This window comes from Acinetobacter populi (genome assembly GCF_002174125.1).
Taxonomy (GTDB): Bacteria; Pseudomonadota; Gammaproteobacteria; order Pseudomonadales; family Moraxellaceae; genus Acinetobacter; species Acinetobacter populi.
In genome coordinates this window covers 19,246-38,924 of the sequence record NZ_NEXX01000007.1, presented here as the reverse complement: position 1 = coordinate 38,924, position 19,679 = coordinate 19,246, and the positions used below count along the sequence as shown (strand labels likewise).

The following is a 19,679-nucleotide window of genomic DNA, read 5'->3' as shown; positions in this document are numbered from 1 at the left end:
TGAATACGTTAATTATTAAGTATTTAATTAAAGATCAAAACAGACATTGCGATTTTTGCAATATATCGCAGATTCTTCTTTTAACCATTTTAAGAAAGTATGGATTACTGCATGTTGTTCCTCGGCATATAAAATTTTATAACTTGCTCGGGAACGTACCGGTAAATTAAAAACATTAACCAAATTTCCATTCATGATGTCATCATAAACTAGCGCTGTTCTGCCAATCGCTACACCTTGATGATTAAGGGCTGCACTGATGGCCAAACTAGACAAATTAAATTCAATTCCACCTAGGTCTGTTAACCATTCTGGTTTGGCATTTTCCATCCATGTTCGCCATTCAATATATTGTGGTGCGTCAATCCAGGGCATAGAGTCGTGTAATAAGGTGACATTTTCTAAAGAATGCCCGGCTGCAAATAACGGATGTTGTTTTAAGTATTGTGGTGTTGCCACAGGAATTAAATATTCATCCATCAAAATTTCTGTATGCAGATCAGTCTGTCCATCCGGATCGAATCTTATGCCTAGATCAATATTATCAGTTTGCATCTGATAATGATTTAATTCCTGAAACTCAGCTTTTAATTTAATGAGAATATTGGTTTGATTTAAATAAAAAGTACTTAAACGTGGCATTAACCATTGTAAGGCAAATGATGGTAGACAATTAATTTGTAATTGTGTATTCGGTTCATCGAGATAATTCAGGGTACGATTAATTTCATAAAAAGATTTTGAGATGGATTCAAATAATATTTTGCCTTTTTCAGTCAGAACCAGACTTCGCGCCAGACGAATAAAAAGAGGGTAGCCTAATCTACTCTCCAGCATCCGTATTTGCTGACTTACCGCACTTTGGGTGATATTGAGGTGAAGTGCGGCTTTGGTAAAGCTTAATTCATGTGCTGAAACTTCAAAAGTTCGTAGCGCATCAAGACTGATCATATCGAGTCGCATAGATTAGCTCCACTAATAGCACCTAAAGTAAATATCATTTTTCATCACAATCCAATTGTTTCATATTTTTAGCGTAGATAATTTTATGAGCAAAGAGATCATATGATGGATTTGGATTCTATTGGTTTTCCGGACGAACTGTTAAGCAAGTTATGCGCCAAAACACCGACATTTTGGATTAATGCAAAATTGGGTGCAACCCTAAGCTATCCTGATACGCTTCAAATAGAGGATATCGAAGTAGCGCAAAACAGATTGTTAAGAAGCAGAGACTTGCTGATGCGTCTTTTCCCTGAACTTGAACAGACACAGGGTGTGATTGAATCTGAGTTGGTTGAGTTAGCTCAATTACAGCAACATTTGGATCCTACATATCATACACAGCACGACCAGAAATGGTTTCTAAAATCAGATCATGCCTTGCCGATTGCAGGTTCAGTCAAGGCTAGAGGTGGCTTTCATGAGGTGATTGCAGTTGCAGAAAAAATTGCAATTGAAAATCACCTGATTGCAGAAAATGAAAACTTAGTCACATTGGCATCAGATCAAGCCAAGGCACTATTTTCTCAATATTCAGTTGCTGTAGGCAGTACCGGTAATCTTGGACTAAGTATTGGCATCATGGCAGCAGCCTTAGGCTTTTCTACCATTGTGCATATGTCTGTAGATGCCAAAGAATGGAAAAAAGAGCGCTTACGTCGTCGAGGTGTAAAAGTCATTGAGCATAGCGGTGATTATGTGGAAGCGGTAGAAGCCGGTCGTAAAGAAGCTCTGAGTAATCCGAAATGTCATTTTGTTGACGATGAACAGTCGATTTTACTTTTTCTAGGCTATGCTGCTGCTGCGGAACATCTTGCAGCACAACTGAAAGCACAGCATCGTATTGTTGATAAAGAACATCCGTTATTTGTATACATTCCCTGTGGTGTCGGCGGTGCACCCGGCGGGATCACCTATGGCCTTAAAGCAATTTTTGGTGAACATGTGCATTGTTTCTTTGCAGAGCCAGTAGCATCTCCGTGTATGCTGGTTCAGTTGGCTTCTGGCCAAGATACATCAGTTTCGGTATATGACATTGGTTTGGATAATCGTACCGAAGCAGATGGATTGGCGGTTGGTCAGGCTTCCTATTTGGTCAGTCCGATCATGCAATCCTTACTCTCTGGTGTATTTACCGTTTCTGATAACACTTTATATAAAAACCTGCATATGATCAAAGCAACGGAAAATATTGAACTTGAGCCATCTGCTGCGGCGAGTTTACATGGGTCGGTATTATTAACACAAACCGATGAAGGACAACGTTATTTGACCGATCACAACATCGCGACCAGTCAGGCAACCCATATTATCTGGAGTACAGGAGGTTCTTTAGTTCCCTCTGAAGAAATGCAAAAGTTTCAAAAGTATGGTGAAGAGGTGTATTTGAAGGATTGAATCGATCTCTAATCTTAAGGAAGGATAGATCGGTATTTCACTACCATATCATCAAATATACTGATCCCCAGCATATGACAATACACCTTAAAAGCATGATTGATGTTGAACTTGTGCAACTGCATCGAGTCAGTATTAAGCATGCACAATTAAACATGGAATTTGCTTCATCATTGAATAAATTAATCAATGAGTTAAGAGTAGGTTCGATTCTTGCATTCGATGGACGAGGTATTTTATAAACCAACATTTCTGAGTTTATAAGTTTTTGGACTTAGTGCATCTATTGCTAAGTAAAATTTCATAAATGTAGAAATTATCTATGTAATCAGCTGATTTTTGAAACTTGCTGATGGTAGACGATTTCTGCAAATGCTAAATAGATGATGATACGCAAATCAGGTGTATCCACTAAATATTTAAGGGTGACCACAATGCAAAAAATATTTACAGCATTATTTTTTATGTTTGTTTCGACGTTTAGCTTTGCATCAGACGCTACCCCAAGATCAATTGATCAAATCATTGCTGATGCTGTTGAACCCACTGCCAATGCAATCAGTAAGGTTGTATTTGCCAATATCCCGGGAACTGACATTATCTGGATTGTCGCCTGGCTTGGTATTGCTTCGGTTGTCTGTACATTTTATTTTGGTTTTATTCAAATTCGGGAATTTAAACTTGCCACACAAATCTTGCGTGGCAAATTCAGTGACAAGGCACATCCTGGTGAAGTCAGCCATTTTCAGGCCTTAAGTGCTGCGCTTTCAGGAACACTTGGTCTCGGAAACATTGCCGGGGTTGCGATTGCGATTGCACTTGGTGGACCGGGGGCTGCATTCTGGATGGTCATGATGGGTTTTTTTGGTATGGCAACCAAATTTACCGAATGTACTTTAGGTGTGAAATACCGTCATATTGATGCCCAAGGCAATGTATCTGGTGGGCCGATGTACTATCTCAAAGCAGGACTCACTGAACGAGGATTTCCCCGCTTTGGTAAAATCATGGGTGTAGTGGCAGCGATTATTTTGGCAGTGAGTGCTTTTGGTATTGGTAATCTGTTTCAGGTCAATCAGGCAACCAGTCAAATTATGCATCAGTTTAAAATGGAAAGTGGTGCAGTCTGGTTAGGATTATTCTTTGGTGTTGCTTGTGGTATCGTCATTATTGGTGGGATTAAAAGTATTGCTAAAGTTGCCAGTTTTCTGGTGCCATTGATGGTATTTGTGTATATGGGTGCTGCATTTATTATTCTTGCTAAGCATTTCTCTGCAATTCCTGGCGCATTTGCCCTGATCATTAGTAGTGCATTTACCCCTGATGCTGCTTTTGGTGGTTTTATTGGTGCATTAATGCAAGGGTTAAAGCGTGCATCGTTTTCCAATGAAGCCGGCTTTGGTTCTGCACCGATTGCCCATGCTGCAGTAAAAACAAAAGAGCCTGCGACAGAAGGTTTGGTTGCCCTACTTGAACCATTTTTTGATACGGTGATTCTCAATACGATTACGGCATTGGTGGTCGTGGTGACAGGTTCTTATTTGTTAAAAGAATATTCAGGTGTATTAATTACTACACATGCATTTAATTCTGTATTACCTGGTTTTGATATTGTCCTCACCATTTCCATTGTGTTGTTTGCTTTTACCACCATGTTGACTTGGTCTTATTATGGTCTAAAAGGCTGGCAATATTTGTTTGGTAATCGTGGTGCAACAGCCTATAAGTTTGTGTTCTGTGCTGTCAGTATTCTTGCAGCAACCATGAGCCTAGGTTCAGTTATCGATTTGGCAGATGCGTTGGTATTTGTCCTTGCGTTCTTTAACGTGCTTGGTCTGTATTTCCTATTGCCGATTGTAAAAAAAGAAGTCAATGGCTTCTTGGCAAAAGTGAAATCGGGTGAAATTAAACCGAATGCAGACTGATTGAGTTTTCATTGTTTGTCCAGCCCTTTGTAGAGCAAAGGGCTTGGTCTTTTTTAATGCCTTTTATTTACTTTACAACCTCTTAGCTTACTTTTATGGAGAGATAGCTACTATTTATTTTATTGATGATGTGATTAATTTTGGCGCCAATACGGTTCAAACTGTTTTTATTTTAGTTAAAAATTGAAGATCTTATAAATTAATGTCACACTTTGTTAAATTTTGGTGCACAATAGTAGTCGGATTGAGAGTATTGTTATTTGGTAATAAGTTTTATTAGCAATTGCATCCATACATTGTTATCAAAACTAAAAATACTCAACGCTAAGGATGAAACAGGGAAATGAGCTTTTGTCTTATTATATTTTGTCCTTAGGATTTAAACAATCACTTCGAAACAAACATAAAGCGGTTGTCTAGTGACATAACAGGAAAAGTTATGTGCTTTATGTGGAGTGTATAGCATGGTGAGATGCGTTCACCAAACTGCTTCTTATGTGGATAGCAGAATTAAGTTCAACTCTTTATCTCTGGTGTTATCGGAAAACTTGTAATGAAAAGATTTTGCAAAGTATATTTTTCCTGTTGCAGCCATAGATAAAATGTCAAAAATTTTATATCACCCGTTTTAAGATGGACAATAAATATGCGTACAGCGTTTATTACATTGCTTAAGATCGCCGGAATTATTCTGGCGATTTTAGGTTTGTGTCTAGGTGCAGGCGGCATTTATTTAATTAGTCTGGGCGGATCATGGTTCTATTTTATCGCAGGTGTTGCGATGATCGTGATTGGTCTAGGCTTTTTTAAATTACGTGCTTTTGCATTATGGTGGGCTCTGGCTCTTTTAATCGTCGATATTGCGTGGGCATTATTTGAAGTCGGTTTCGACTTCTGGCAACTTGTACCACGTGTGATTACTTTCCTTGTTATTGCGGCTGTGGCAAGTTTTGCTGCACCTTTATTATTAAATAATAAAGGCAATACTGCGTTGGCTAAAATGCCTGCATTTGGCTTGGGCGCAATTTTAACTCTGGGCTTTGTTGCCTTCATTGCTGGAATGTTTAAAGTACATCCATTGGTTGAATCAGATGGAACGCAAGCGGTAGAGATTAAGCCGGATGCGGGTCAGGTTGATGGCAACGATTGGCCGGCTTGGGGACGTGATACGCTTGGTAATCGTTTTGCCCAGTTTACCCAAATCAATAGGGATAATGTCAAAGACCTAAAAGTGGCCTGGACTTATCGTACCGGTGATCTGGCAGTAGATGGTGCAGAATATCAGGTAACACCGCTTAAGATAGACAATACCATGTATCTGTGTACACCTTTAAACAAGGTTATTGCACTGGATCCAGTCACAGGTCAGGAAAAATGGCGTTTTGATCCGCAAGCCAAAATTACTGAAAGTACCAAAGGCTGGAAGCGTTGTCGTGGTGTTGGCTATGCGGATTTAGCCAAACTTCAACCTGCTGCTAATACAGAAACGCCAGCATCTCCTGCGACTACGCAGGCAGTTGCAACCACATGTCAAAAACGTATTATCGAAACCACCATTGATGCTCGTTTACTGGCGCTGGATGCCGAAACAGGTAAATTGTGTGAAGGTTTTGGTAATGGCGGTTATGTTGATCTTACCGAAGGTTTGACACCAACACCTAAAACCAGTGATCAAGGTACATATAATGTTACGTCAGCACCATTGGTTGCGGATGGTGTGATCATGGTCGGTGGCCGTATAAATGATAACCTGACCGTGGGCGAACCTTCTGGGGTTGTTCGTGGTTATGATGTCGTCACAGGTCAATTGCTTTGGGCTTGGGATGCTTCACGTGGTGCAAAAGACAGTACACCTTTGCCAAAAGGCCAAGACTATGCACCTGAAACACCAAATTTCTGGGGAACTGCTGCCTATGATCCTAAACTGGGATTGGCATATTTTCCAACAGGTAACCAAACACCTGACTTCTGGACTGGCAATCGTCATCCATATTCTGATGAATATAATGATTCCATTGTTGCTGTGGATTTAAAAACAGGGAAAGAGCGCTGGCACTTCCGTACCGCCAATATTGACCAGTTCGATTACGATGTGTCATCACAACCAATTTTGTATGATTTACCGAAAGACGGTAAAACCATTCCTGTGATTATCCAGTTGACAAAACGTGGTCAAATTTTTGTACTTGATCGTCGTGATGGTCAACCTGTATTCCCAGTTGAACAACGCAAAGTATCAACTGATGCCATGCCGGGCATGCAAGTTGCGCCTACACAGCCACATTCTGCGCTTTCTGTGGGAACTGAACCCTTTAAAGAAAAGGATATGTGGGGTGGTACAATCTTTGATCAGTTGATCTGCCGTATTGAGTTTAAACAAATGCGTTGGGAAGGGGAATTCACACCGCTTTCAGATAAAAAACGTACTCTGATTTATCCGGGTTATTACGGTGGCTTTAACTGGGGTGGTGGCGCAATTGATGCTTCTACAGGCACCTTGATTGTCAATGATATTCGTATGGCACAATGGGGACAATTTATTAAACAGGAAGTGGCCGAACGTACTGGTTTAAAACCAAGTACCGAAGGTGAATATTCTGTGCAATATGGTACGCCATGGGGTGTAGTACGTTCAATGTTTGTTTCTCCACTGGGTGTTCCTTGCTTTAAACCACCTTTTGGTTCCATGACTGCAATTGATTTGACTACAGGTAAAACCAAATGGCAGGTTCCAGTTGGTTCCATTCAGGATGCGCCTGTACACGGAATCGTGCCAGGTGTGTATATGCCGATTGGTATGCCAACCATGGGTGGTCCTTTGGTCACCAAAGGTGGTCTGACATTCTTCCATGGCTCACTGGATTACTATATTCGTGCATTTGATAATGACACTGGTAAAGAACTATGGCGTGGTCGTCTGCCTGTAGGTGGACAAGGCGCACCAATGAGTTATATCGGTCAAGATGGCAAGCAATATGTCGTTGCGGTTGTGGGCGGTGCAACACGTACCGGTACCAATGCCAATCGTGGTGATTACGTCATTGCCTATGCATTGCCTGATAAAAAATAATCAGTCTATATAAATGCTTAGAATCCTTTCTACTTCGGTAGGAAGGATTTTTTATTGCCAAGATGTAAGAAATTTTTTTTTATTGAAAAATTAAAAAATCATTGGATTTGATTTAAAATTTATAGTTAGTAATAGAAATCATTATCAGTTATATGTAATATAGCTTATTTATATTCATTTTAAACTTGATTTGGTACTGCGATGCACTTTTCATCTGATCCGATAAGTGAAAGTTTTTCCAAAATTTATACAGAAAATTACCACTGGCTGAGTCAGTGGTTAAGTCGTCAATTAAAAAATAAAGCAAATCTCGAAGATATTGTACAGGATACTTTTTTTAAACTATTTATTGCCAAAACTGCACATTTAATCAAGGAACCACGGGCCTATCTTGCAACTACCGCACGTTGTATTGTGATTGATCAGGCTCGACATCAGATTGTCGAAAAAAAGTATCTGGAATACTTACAACAAAATGAGCAGGAATTACAAGTTTCACCTGAGCAAACAGTGATGGTGCTTGAATTATTGCATCGTATGACACTTGCAGTCGGTGATCTGCCGCAACGGCAAAGATTATGTTTGTTATTGTATTATCTGGAAGGATTACCACAGGAAAAAATTGCAGAACAATTAAAGGTTTCCAGACGTACAGTACAACTTGATCTGGTAAAGGCGATGGTCTATTGCCATCAATGGATGCAACAGCATTAAATGCAGCATTCCAACCAGCAGCATTCGAGCACTTCATCAGATACAGAATTGATGGAGCAGGTGGCTGAATGGTTATTAAAAATGGACAGTGCCGAATGCACTGAACAGGATCGTAAGGATTTTCAGCATTGGCAGCAACAGAATCCCAAGCATGCCGAAATGGTACAGCAAATGCAGGCCACTTTTCAGCAATTTAATCCGCTTAGACAACAGGCACTTTCGCATCAAATTGTTGAGCAGGCAGTCCGGCAAACCAGAGAAGATGAGGTCTTTAAACCTTATAAATTATTGTCGATTATTTTTCTGGTATGTTTGCTTGGCTCGTTCTGGTATGTATCATTTACCCAGCACTGGTTTGCCGATCAACGCAATGATTATATGAGCTGGAATGAACAGGTTTTACCAGATCAGTCTGAGATTCGGATCAGTGGACAGACTGCATATAATATTAAATATAATCAACAGCAGCGGTTAATTGAATTGCTGGATGGTAATATTCTGGTAGATGTAGCGAAAGATAGTACACGACCATTTATGATTCAAACCCGTTTTTCCAAAATTCGAGCTTTAGGGACACGGTTTATTGTTCAGCATCATGATCATGCAACGATTTTGACCATGTTGCATTCCACGACAGAAGTGACTGCAACCCTAGCCGATGGACAACTGCAACGACGACAGGTACAAGCAGGGCAACAGGTAATTATTGATGCACAGGGTATTCATGCCGTGCGTGATATATCAATTGAAATGGCAGAAACTGCATGGCAAAAACATATGCTTGCCATTGATCTGATGCCATTGGATCAGGTTTTGGCAATTTTACAGAGCTATGATGATCGACATTTTAAATATGATGCACAGGCATTAAATGACATTGAAGTAACGGCGATGTTGCCACTTGATGGCAGTGGCCTAGACCTATTACAACAGAGTCTGGCGATTACTGTAACGCAAGATGTATTGGGGCGTACCATTATCTCGAAAAAATAAATTCATAAAATATAAATAGTTAGATTTAAAATAAAAATATTTTTCATTTTGATTGCGCAGTTTGGATTCTCATCCGACCTATATATGAATAAACAGGTCAATACACAGTATTGGGATTTTACTTTTTACGGGGCAATGCGATGAAAAAGCATCCATATTTAAAACAAACATTGGTAAAACCTTTAGTTCTTTCGATCCATCTAGCGATAACGACTGGTTTGGTGTTTTCTAGCCAGAGTTCAATCGCCGCTGATACAGTACAAACCAACAATTATAAAATTCCAGCAAATTCGCTTAATCTGGTATTAAACCAGTTTGCAGCACAGTCTGGTGTTGCAATTGCGATGGATGCGAAACAACTGGCAACTATTCGCAGTGAAGGGCTAAATGGAAACTATTCCATTGCCGATGGATTTGCCAGAATTTTGCAAGATACCAATTTCCAAGTACAAAAAAATAGCACTGGTTATGTAATTGTTGAAAAAGCAAAAACGCAAGTGCGTGATATGGGGCAGTTAAATCCGATTGATGTGAATGCGAGAACAATAAGTAGTCGGGTAGGGACTGCAAAGAGCGAGGTGGCACAACTTCCAGTTATTACTGTCAACGCTGATCAGAATACAACAGAAGGGACAGGTTCTTATACGACAGGTAAAATGCAGACCGCAACCAAACTGAATTTATCCATAAAAGAAACGCCCCAATCAGTGAGTATTCTAACCCGTTCACAAATTGACGATTTAGGTTTAACCACTTTAGATGATGCGGTACAGAACGTTACTGGTTTGGTGATGCAAAAAGGATATTACCAAGGTGAGTCGGGTAGTTTTAGTGCCCGTGGTTTTGCCATTTCCAATATCAATGTCGATGGCTTAACATTGGATACAGGTGCCAATGGCACTTTTAATGCAGACAATGACTCTCTGGATATTTATGATCATGTCGAAGTAGTTCGTGGCGCAACGGGATTAACAACAGGTTCGGGTACACCTTCTGCCACCATTAATCTGGTACGTAAACGTCCAACAACGGAAACACAGGGTGCAGTGTCCTTAAGTGCAGGAAGTTGGAATAACTATCGTGCCAGTGTAGATGTTGGTGGTGCATTAAATACAGATAAAACTATTCGTGCCAGAACAGTAATTGCTGCACAGGATAGCGAACAATTTTATGATAATGCCGATGCACGAAATTATCAGCTCTATGGAATAATTGAAGCGGATATTGCCGCAAACTTAATGGGTACACTTGGAATCCATTATCGTAAAGTGGACAATAATGGTGGAACGCAAAATCTTCCAAACCATGTTGATGGCAGTTTTTTTAATATTAGCCGGAAAACCAATTTATCCAATGATTTTGACTTCTGGAAACAGGAAGATTTAACCATCTTTTCCGATCTGACTTATACTTTCGCCAATGACTGGAAACTAAAATTTGCAGGTAACTGGAAGCGACCTGAACAGGATATTTTATTCTCAACTCAAACCGGCAGTGGCAGCTTGTATTCCAACAATCCAGTTGATGGCAGCCCATTTTATCAAAGCACCCAACACTATAAATTAGATAATAAAGCAGACAGTTATGAACTGACTTTAAATGGCGACTATACTTTATTTAACAAGACACATGAATTGATTCTGGGTGCAAACTCTCGGGAGCGGTATAATAAGAACTGGGGTGGCTGGTCTGCGGATAGCTGGACTACAAATGCACCGGTTGTAAATCCTTATCATTGGGATTCCTCAAGTATTAGCAGACCTGATATTGATATGACCCGATGGAATATTAAGACTAAAACCAAACAAACCGGTTTATATGCTGCAACGCGTCTATCTGTGAGCGATAGCTTAAAATTTATTTTGGGTTCACGCTTTAACTGGTATGAAAGTGACAACTTAATCGCCAATAGGAGTTACGATGAAAAAGGTGAAATAACGCCTTATGCTGGTGTGGTTTTTGATTTAAATCCACAGCATTCACTCTATGCCAGCTGGACAGAAATTTTTGAACCACAAAGTGATATTGATCTTAATGGAAATCAACTTAAGCCAATTACCGGTACAAATTATGAATTGGGATTAAAAGGCGAATATTTTGATGGTCGATTAAATACAAGTTTGGCAACTTTTTTAATAGAACAGCAAAATCGTGCAGTCGATGATTTATCTAGCCTCAATCCATGTCCGGGCAGTGCCTATGGTTATTGTAAACGTGCTTCTGGTGAGGTTGAAAGTAAAGGCTTTGAAACAGAAATTAGTGGCGCATTGACAGATCATTGGCAACTGACTGCGGGTTATACTTATGTAAAAACCAAATATACCAAAGATGTTGATACAAATATAATTGGTACAATTTTCAATCCAAGTTTGCCCCGCCAACAATTTAAACTTTCAACCAGTTATCGGTTACCGGCACAATGGGAAAAATGGCGTATAGGTGGTAGTGTTTATGCACAAACTGTAACACAAGCCACCGATAATGAACTGATTAAACAAGGTGGTTATACCTTGTTATCATTAAACGGTTCCTATCAGGTTAATCCCAATGTTAATGTACAGTTGAATATTAATAATCTATTTGATAAAACTTATTATATTGGTTTGGGGTATGGAAGTGCTGGTACAACCTATGGAATACCTCGTAATATTGTTGCGACGTTAAACTATAGGTTTTAATATGGCGAGATATAAAAAAATGCCGACTATATCGTCGGCATCTCTATGTTTTTTAATAACTTACCAGCTCAATGCCCCACCAGTTTGATAATCAGTCACGCGGGTTTCAAAGAAGTTTTTCTCTTTGCGTAAGTCCATCATTTCTGACATCCACTGGAATGGATTGTTTACACCCGGATATTGTTCCGGTAAACCAAGTTGTACCAAACGACGGTTACAGATAAATTTCAGATATTCTTCCATCATGCTGGCATTCATACCCAATACACCACGTGGCATTGTGTCACGTGCATATTCGATTTCAAGCAAAGTGCCTTCAAGGATCATTTGAATCACTTCTTCTTGGAATTCTTTGGTCCACAAGTTTGGATTTTCGATTTTGATTTGGTTAATCATATCGATACCAAAATTCACATGCATTGATTCATCACGCAGAATATATTGGAATTGCTCGGCAACACCATTCATCTTGTTGCGGCGGCCCATACTCAAGATCTGGCTAAAGCCACAATAGAAGAAGATCCCTTCAAGTACACAATAGAACGCGATCATATTGCGTAGCAAGTCTTGATCTGTTTCTGGTGTACCAGTACGGAAATTTGGATCACCCAAAGATTGTGTATATTTTAAACCCCATGCTGCTTTACGTGCGACAGATGGAATCTCACGATACATATTAAAGATTTCACCTTCATCCATACTTAAGGACTCAATACAATATTGATAAGCATGAGTATGGATGGCTTCTTCAAAGGCCTGACGTAAAATGTACTGACGACATTCAGGATTGGTAATCAGGCGGTAAATTGCCAGTACCAGATTATTTGCCACCAGTGAATCGGCAGTGGAGAAGAAACCTAGTGAACGTTTGATGATGGTACGCTCATCTTCGGTTAAACCATTTTCAGATTTCCACAGGGCGATGTCATGGTTCATGTTGACTTCTTGTGGCATCCAGTGGTTGGCACACCCATCCAGATATTTTTGCCAAGCCCATTCATATTTAAATGGGACAAGTTGGTTAAGGTCGGCGCGGCAGTTGATCATGGCTTTATCATCTACCTGAACACGACCAGCACCCATTTCCAGTTCTTCAAGACCTGGGGCAATATCAAGTGTTTCTAGGGATTTAGATGCTCGAACCAGCGGATCGGTTGAATCTGTGGTTCTTCCAGCAGCAGATGGTTGATTGGATTGTGTACCAGCCACGCTCTGCGGTGTTGGCTGTGCATCAGATACCACTTGCGGCACAGGCGCTTTTTGCGGTGCGACGGGCGCAGGTTGGGCTGTCTTAGTCGCAGATTTTTGCGAATCATCGTCAAAATCGTCCCAGCTTAGGATTGACATATCATACTCTCTTTCGGTTACTTTATTAATATCTGTATGACATCTTCGGTGTTCGGATGTCGTAACTTTAAGCTTAATTGGATATAAGCAAAATTAAGTGATGTCGATATCTGTTTAAAAAAAATGCTGTATGGTTCAGATATCCCCATGACTTATTTTGATTACATTGCTGTTTGTCATGTTCTATCGGCAAACATCAGTACCAGACTGATTTTTACAGCGTATGCTTTTTAAAAATCTTTTTGCCAAGCATACATTTGCCATATTCTGGCAACTTCACATTGCCTGATACGGTGATCAGGCAATGTATTGATTTAAGCTATTACTGACAAGCTTCACAATCCGGATTGTCGATAGAGCATGCTTGCGGTACCGGAGCAGCCTGTGCAAATCCATCGTCCTGAGCAACTTGTGCTTGTGGGGCTTCAACGCTTGCAGCACCAACTTTTACCGCATTTAATGCGCCAGTATTGATGGTCGATTTTTCCGCAGAGGTTGCACCCAGTGCACGCAGGTAATAGGTGGTTTTCAGGCCACGTAACCATGCCATTTTATAGGTGATGTCCAGTTTTTTACCGTTAGCACCAGCAATGTAGAGGTTCAGGGATTGTGCCTGATCAATCCATTTTTGACGACGTGAAGCAGCATCAACAATCCAGCGTGGCTCGATTTCAAATGCGGTAGCAAAAATGGTTTTTAATTCTTCCGGAATACGGGCAATTTTCTGTACAGAACCTTCGTAGTGTTTCAGGTCATTGACCATCACCACATCCCACAAACCACGTTCTTTTAAAGCACGAACAAGATAAGGGTTAATTACGGTAAATTCACCAGAAAGGTTAGATTTTACATACAGATTTTGGAACGTCGGTTCGATCGATTGTGATACGCCACAAATATTGGAAATGGTTGCAGTGGGTGCAATCGCCATTACGTTCGAGTTGCGCATACCGTCTTTTTGTACTTTGGCACGTAACGCATCCCAATCTTGTGTTTGGCTGCGATCAACATCGAACATGCCTTCCGGACGGGTTTGCGCCACAATATCCAGTGAGTCAATTGGTAAAATACCTTGATCCCATAATGAACCTTTATAGCTCTCATACGTTCCACGTTCTACTGCCAAATCACTAGAAGTATGGATCGCATAGTAACTAATTACTTCCATAGAGCGATCTGCAAATTCTACTGCCTCGGTTGAACCATAGCCAATATTCAGTTCATATAGTGCATCCTGAAAGCCCATGATGCCCATACCAACTGGACGATGTTTCAGGTTCGAATTGCGTGCTTGTGGAACGGCATAGTAGTTGATGTCAATTACGTTATCGAGCATACGAACTGCGGTTTTAACCGTGCGCTGCAATTTCTCTTCATCGAGTGCGCCATCTTTAATATGACGAACCAGATTGATTGAACCAAGGTTACATACCGCAATTTCATCCTGATTGGTATTTAGGGTGATTTCGGTACATAGATTTGATGAATGCACCACGCCTACATGTTGCTGTGGCGAACGCAGGTTACAGACATCTTTAAATGTGATCCAAGGATGACCAGTTTCAAACAGCATGGACAGCATTTTGCGCCATAAATCCTGAGCACGTACTTTTTTATGCAGGATTTCTTTTTTCTCTGCCAAATCTTCGTAATATGCATAACGCTGTGCAAATGCCTGACCAGTTAAATCATGTAGATCAGGGGCATCAGATGGGCTGAATAACGTCCATTCGCCATTTTCCAGTACCCGTTGCATAAACAGATCAGGAACCCAATTGGCAGTATTCATGTCATGGGTACGACGACGATCATCACCTGTGTTTTTACGCAATTCTAGGAATTCTTCAATGTCCAGATGCCAGGTTTCAAGATAGGCACAAACCGCACCTTTACGTTTACCACCTTGATTAACTGCGACAGCGGTATCGTTGACCACTTTAAGGAAGGGTACAACACCTTGCGATTTACCGTTGGTACCTTTGATATAAGAGTTTAGGGCACGTACCGGTGTCCAGTCATTTCCTAGACCACCAGCCCATTTGGACAATAAAGCATTGTCACGAATCGCACTATAGATGCCATAAAGGTCATCAGGTACAGTGGTTAGATAGCAGCTTGATAACTGTGGACGTAAGGTACCCGCATTAAACAGGGTCGGTGTAGACGCCATATAATCGAAACTGGATAACAAGTTATAGAATTCGATAGCGCGATCTTCACGGTCTTTTTCCTGAATCGCCAGACCCATTGCAACACGCATAAAGAATAGTTGTGGTAATTCAAAACGCACACCGTCTTTATGAATGAAATAGCGGTCAAACAAAGTTTGTAGACCTAAATAGGTAAACTGATTGCTGCGTTCTGGACGAATTGCTGCTGCCAGTTTTTTTAGATCGTAATTTAATAATTCCGGATCCAGCAAATCATGTTCTACACCTTTTTGCAGGAATGCTTCTAGTGCATCATTTTCCAGTGTATCTGAAGCCAGTCCAAGGAAGTTTAATCCGACCAGAACCAGATCATCACGTAATAAACGGGCAGTCACATAAGTGTAATTCGGTTCATGCTCAATACGGGTACGGGTTGCCATCATCATCGTGGTCGAGATGTCAGACTCTTTTACGCCGTTATACAGATTTTTTACTGTTTCATCGATAATGGCATCGACATCAATACCTTCCAGACCAGCACTGGCTTTTTCCACTTGCGTACGTAAAGCAGCAAGATCCAGTGGTTTTAATTCGCCGTCTGCGCTGGTGATTTGTAAAGTTGGATGATGATTTTCATTTTTCCCAGAGCGTTCTAAGGCACGTTTTTCACGATAAATGACATAGGCACGGGCAACTTTTTGTTCGCCAGTACGCATCAGTGCCAATTCCACTTGATCCTGAATTTCTTCAATATGGATGGTGCCGCCAGAAGGCAGGCGACGTTTGAATGTATTTAGCACCATTTCAGTCAATTCGGAGATGCGATCATGAATACGACTCGAGTCATGGCTTTGCCCACCTTCAACCGCCAAAAATGCTTTACCGATTGCGACTGATATTTTTTCTGCATTAAATTCTGCAACATCCCCTGTGCGTTTAATTACACGTATTTCACCGGGTGTTGAGTTGAGTACGCTCATGACAGCACTGCTCCGTTTCGTCATTTGGTTTTTATAGTGGAAGTGATGTTTATAAAACACTATAGGTTGTGTTAAATAAAAATATTAGACACAAGATAAGGGATTTTTTTCTGTGAATCAATCTTGACATTCCAGAACTTTTCTTTTCCTTCCGGCAATCGATTTATATTCCGACACTTAGCAAAAAAAAATTTTTTGCGTGACAAAAATAGTATGGATTGCGCCCTGCATAGGGTAACAGTAAGCCTATGTTTTACGTTATAGATAACTTTGTGGATAACTCTATTTATATAAATATTTACAAATTCAAATTTTCGATAAATGCACCTTTATGTAAGTGTCATGTAACGCTGTAATTCTTTGTTTACATAATTTTACTTTGTAACCAGCACAACAGATACAAAAGCCCTAGCTGTGTATTTATTTGGTGAAAGGGGGCTTGTTTACAATGTAAACGAGTGTATATTGATTTCATCGACACGGACTTATCTTTTTAATTTTTAATTAGATAGGTTTATTTATACTGAGGAAGGATTATGACCCAAGAAGAAAAGTTACCAAAAATCTTGATCGTTGAAGATGACGAGCGTCTTGCCACATTGACTCAGGAATATCTGATTCGTAATGGGCTGGAAGTTGGGGTTGAAACAGATGGAAACAGAGCGATTCGCCGGATTATCAGTGAGCAACCGGATATGGTGGTTCTGGATGTGATGTTGCCGGGTGCAGATGGTTTAACCGTATGTCGTGAAGTACGCTCACAATACCATCATCCTATTTTAATGCTAACAGCCCGCACCGAAGATATGGATCAGGTATTGGGACTGGAAATGGGTGCCGATGATTATGTGGCAAAACCTGTACAGCCGCGTGTTTTGCTGGCCCGTATTCGTGCTTTGCTGCGTCGTACTGATAAAACCACTGAAGAAGAAACATCACAACGTATCGAATTTGATGATTTAGTCATTGATAATGGTGGACGTTCAGTCACGCTTGCAGGTGAACTGGTTGATTTTACCAGCGCAGAATATGATTTATTATGGTTGTTGGCTTCCAATGCAGGTCGGATTTTATCTCGTGAAGATATTTTCGAGCGTTTACGTGGCATTGAATATGATGGTCAGGACCGTTCGATTGATGTACGAATTTCTCGTATTCGTCCAAAAATTGGTGATGATCCGGAAAATCCAAAACGTATTAAAACAGTACGTAGTAAAGGTTATTTATTCGTAAAAGAATCAAATAATATGTAAAACATACGGTTATAGCGATATTAGCCAATGATAAGGATTACAAGTGTCATTTCTGAAACATAGTATTTTCTTGAGAATATACACAGGATTGGTATGTTTGGTGGCACTGGTTGCGTTGTTGGCGTATATCATTGTGCAGGTGATTAACTATCAACGGGCACAAGATTATCGCGAAGAAATGGCAGATGGTGTGGCTTATGTCGTTTCGCAAGTAATTGCGCGGCAACCTACACCACAAAGCCAGTTAGATTGGATGATGGATGTCTCGCGGGTACTGGAGCTACCATTAGACCTTGTGCCAGCTGCCAAACTCGATACTTCACGTAGCGAAAGACGGCGGCTTGATTCAAAGCATGCCATCGTGCGTTATAACGACAAAACTGCGACGGGTGATATTTATACTCGGGTTGAAGGGATTCCGGATGCCTATTTACATATTCAGGTCAATAAGCTATCTGAAGTTCAGATTAAGATGATTCCGATCCTGATTTTGGAAGATCTGGTTTATTATCCGGGTAGTGAAGAACAGCGGTTAAAAGAATTACAACCTTATTTCCCTTATCCTTTGAGTTTTCGCAATTTGTCTGATCTATATCTGGATATGGATCAGTTAAGTCGTTTGCGTATGGATAAAACACAAACGATACTGCTTTATCGTGATAGTGCCACCATGCAGGGCACAACGATTACCGCAGTGTCTGCCTATACCAATGTGCCGAATAAGGTGCTGGTGCTTGGTCCTGTGCCGGTATTCAACTGGTTACCGTTTAGATTATTTGCCAGCATTACCTTATTTAGTCTGTTTATGCTGATTTTGGGGGTATATGCATTGATGCGCCCATTAGAGCATAAGATTGGAAAAGTAAAACAGGCGTTGAATGAAGTGCGTTCCGGTAATCTGGATACCCGAGTGACAGTTGAAGGCAGTGATGAAGTTGCCAATCTGGGCTTGAGTTTCAATATGATGACGGAGCATATCCAGCGATTGATTGAAGCACAGCGTGAGTTAACCCGGGCAGTATCGCATGAGTTACGTACGCCGGTTGCCAGAGTACGTTTTGGTATGGAAATGCTGGCAGATACCGATGACTACGATAGCCGTATCAAGCAAATGGAGATGATTGATAAGGATATTGAAGCATTAAATAGTTTGATTGATGAGATCATGACTTATGCCAAACTGGAACAGGGCACACCGTCATTGCATATTGAGACCTTTGCATTAAAAGGTGTGCTTGAACAGGTGTTACAGGAAACAGAAGTTATTAAAAAAGATAAAAAGATTACTAGCCAGTTGCCGGCAGAAGACATTATGGTTGAAACCGAGTACCGTTATTTGCATCGAGTGATCCAGAATTTTGTTGGTAATGCTTTACGTTACTGTAATTCAACGGTGCGTGTCAGTGGTGGCGTAAACAACGGCATGGCATTTGTTGCTGTAGAAGATGATGGTGCGGGTATTCCCGAAAAAGATCGTGAAAAAGTATTTGAAGCATTTGCCCGCCTAGATGATAGTCGTACCCGAGCTTCGGGTGGTTATGGTCTGGGATTGTCTATTGTGAGTCGTATTGCCTACTGGTTTGGTGGTTCAGTTACGGTTGACGAGAGTCCTTTGCTCGGTGGGGCAAGATTTGTGATGACCTGGCCGGCCATGAGATCTACAGAGAATAAAAGAAAGTCGAGACGTAGTAAAAAAGAAAGCCCGATCTAAGAATCGGGCTTTTTTCTAAGAATGTCATGTTGAAAAATTATTCGTAAATATGTGCATCCGGTGCAATAATGCTTTGTCCTTGTTGCAAGGCTTGAACCGCTGTTTCATTTAATTTGAAGGAGATGGTATTGGCTTCTGCATCAATTTTATAGGATGAGATCAGCAGATGCTCAGGATCATTCGAGCCAACATGATAATTATCGGCAATATTTAAGATACCTTCCAGATTTGATGTGGTTGCTGCAAAATCCTGATGGAAAACGTCATAAATATCTGCAAGCGGAAAGTTGAATTCAACGCCTGGATTTTTTCCAACTTTATTAACCAGAAAATTAACCAAGGTTTGTGCAAAGAAAAAGTAATTGGGCTTATGGGTAAAATTTAAAGACATCATTGTTCTCCTTTTAATTTATTTATAAAAGTAGAGGATTTTTAAGGAGATAAAAAGCATCTTTTTG

13 protein-coding genes are annotated in these 19,679 nt (G+C 40.5%); 9 read left to right on the top strand and 4 right to left on the bottom strand.

The features are described 5' to 3' along the window. Positions 1 to 27: 27 nt before the first annotated feature. The gene (locus CAP51_RS15665) at positions 28 to 963 is read right to left on the bottom strand and encodes a LysR family transcriptional regulator (RefSeq protein WP_087621701.1); all 936 of its coding nucleotides are present in this window, start codon (positions 961 to 963) and stop codon (positions 28 to 30) included. A gap of 105 nt (positions 964 to 1,068) precedes the next feature. Between CAP51_RS15665 and CAP51_RS15660 the strand changes: the two genes are divergently transcribed. The 7 genes from CAP51_RS15660 to CAP51_RS15635 all read left to right on the top strand — a co-directional run bounded on the left by CAP51_RS15660 (position 1,069) and on the right by CAP51_RS15635 (position 11,780). Then, positions 1,069 to 2,400: a D-serine ammonia-lyase gene (locus CAP51_RS15660; RefSeq protein WP_087621849.1), complete on the top strand. Its 1,332-nt coding sequence runs from the start codon at positions 1,069 to 1,071 to the stop codon at positions 2,398 to 2,400. A 74-nt stretch (positions 2,401 to 2,474) separates the two neighbouring features. After that, positions 2,475 to 2,642 carry a hypothetical protein gene (locus CAP51_RS17365; RefSeq protein WP_171294813.1) on the top strand — a complete coding sequence of 56 codons (168 nt, stop codon included), beginning with the start codon at positions 2,475 to 2,477 and terminating at the stop codon, positions 2,640 to 2,642. Between the two features lie 192 nt (positions 2,643 to 2,834). Then, entirely contained in the window at positions 2,835 to 4,325 is a 1,491-nt protein-coding gene (locus CAP51_RS15655; protein WP_087621700.1) for an alanine/glycine:cation symporter family protein, read from the top strand. Between the two features lie 646 nt (positions 4,326 to 4,971). Continuing rightward, positions 4,972 to 7,395, top strand: coding sequence for a membrane-bound PQQ-dependent dehydrogenase, glucose/quinate/shikimate family (locus CAP51_RS15650; protein WP_087621699.1), 2,424 nt, complete (start codon positions 4,972 to 4,974; stop codon positions 7,393 to 7,395). 201 nt (positions 7,396 to 7,596) lie between these two features. Beyond that, positions 7,597 to 8,109 (top strand): RNA polymerase sigma factor, encoded by a 513-nt coding sequence (locus tag CAP51_RS15645; RefSeq protein ID WP_087621698.1) that lies wholly within the window; start codon positions 7,597 to 7,599, stop codon positions 8,107 to 8,109. Next, positions 8,110 to 9,102 (top strand): FecR family protein, encoded by a 993-nt coding sequence (locus CAP51_RS15640; protein WP_087621697.1) that lies wholly within the window; start codon positions 8,110 to 8,112, stop codon positions 9,100 to 9,102. A gap of 140 nt (positions 9,103 to 9,242) precedes the next feature. Beyond that, complete coding sequence (locus CAP51_RS15635) at positions 9,243 to 11,780, top strand: TonB-dependent siderophore receptor (RefSeq protein WP_140404454.1); 2,538 nt, start codon at positions 9,243 to 9,245, stop codon at positions 11,778 to 11,780. 60 nt (positions 11,781 to 11,840) lie between these two features. Here CAP51_RS15635 and CAP51_RS15630 read toward each other — a convergent pair whose 3' ends face one another. Next, complete coding sequence (locus CAP51_RS15630) at positions 11,841 to 13,127, bottom strand: ribonucleotide-diphosphate reductase subunit beta (RefSeq protein WP_087621696.1); 1,287 nt, start codon at positions 13,125 to 13,127, stop codon at positions 11,841 to 11,843. A gap of 322 nt (positions 13,128 to 13,449) precedes the next feature. Further along, positions 13,450 to 16,281 (bottom strand): ribonucleoside-diphosphate reductase subunit alpha, encoded by a 2,832-nt coding sequence (locus tag CAP51_RS15625; protein ID WP_087621695.1) that lies wholly within the window; start codon positions 16,279 to 16,281, stop codon positions 13,450 to 13,452. A gap of 512 nt (positions 16,282 to 16,793) precedes the next feature. Here CAP51_RS15625 and CAP51_RS15620 point away from each other — a divergent pair. Both CAP51_RS15620 and CAP51_RS15615 read left to right on the top strand, forming a co-directional pair. After that, positions 16,794 to 17,510 (top strand): response regulator, encoded by a 717-nt coding sequence (locus CAP51_RS15620; protein WP_087621694.1) that lies wholly within the window; start codon positions 16,794 to 16,796, stop codon positions 17,508 to 17,510. A gap of 43 nt (positions 17,511 to 17,553) precedes the next feature. After that, positions 17,554 to 19,221 (top strand): ATP-binding protein, encoded by a 1,668-nt coding sequence (locus CAP51_RS15615; RefSeq protein ID WP_273338418.1) that lies wholly within the window; start codon positions 17,554 to 17,556, stop codon positions 19,219 to 19,221. A 37-nt stretch (positions 19,222 to 19,258) separates the two neighbouring features. Here the strand turns inward: CAP51_RS15615 and CAP51_RS15610 are convergent, their stop codons facing one another. Further along, a complete protein-coding gene (locus tag CAP51_RS15610) occupies positions 19,259 to 19,615 on the bottom strand; it encodes a hypothetical protein (protein WP_245809184.1) in 357 nt (118 codons plus the stop codon). Positions 19,616 to 19,679: the final 64 nt, after the last annotated feature.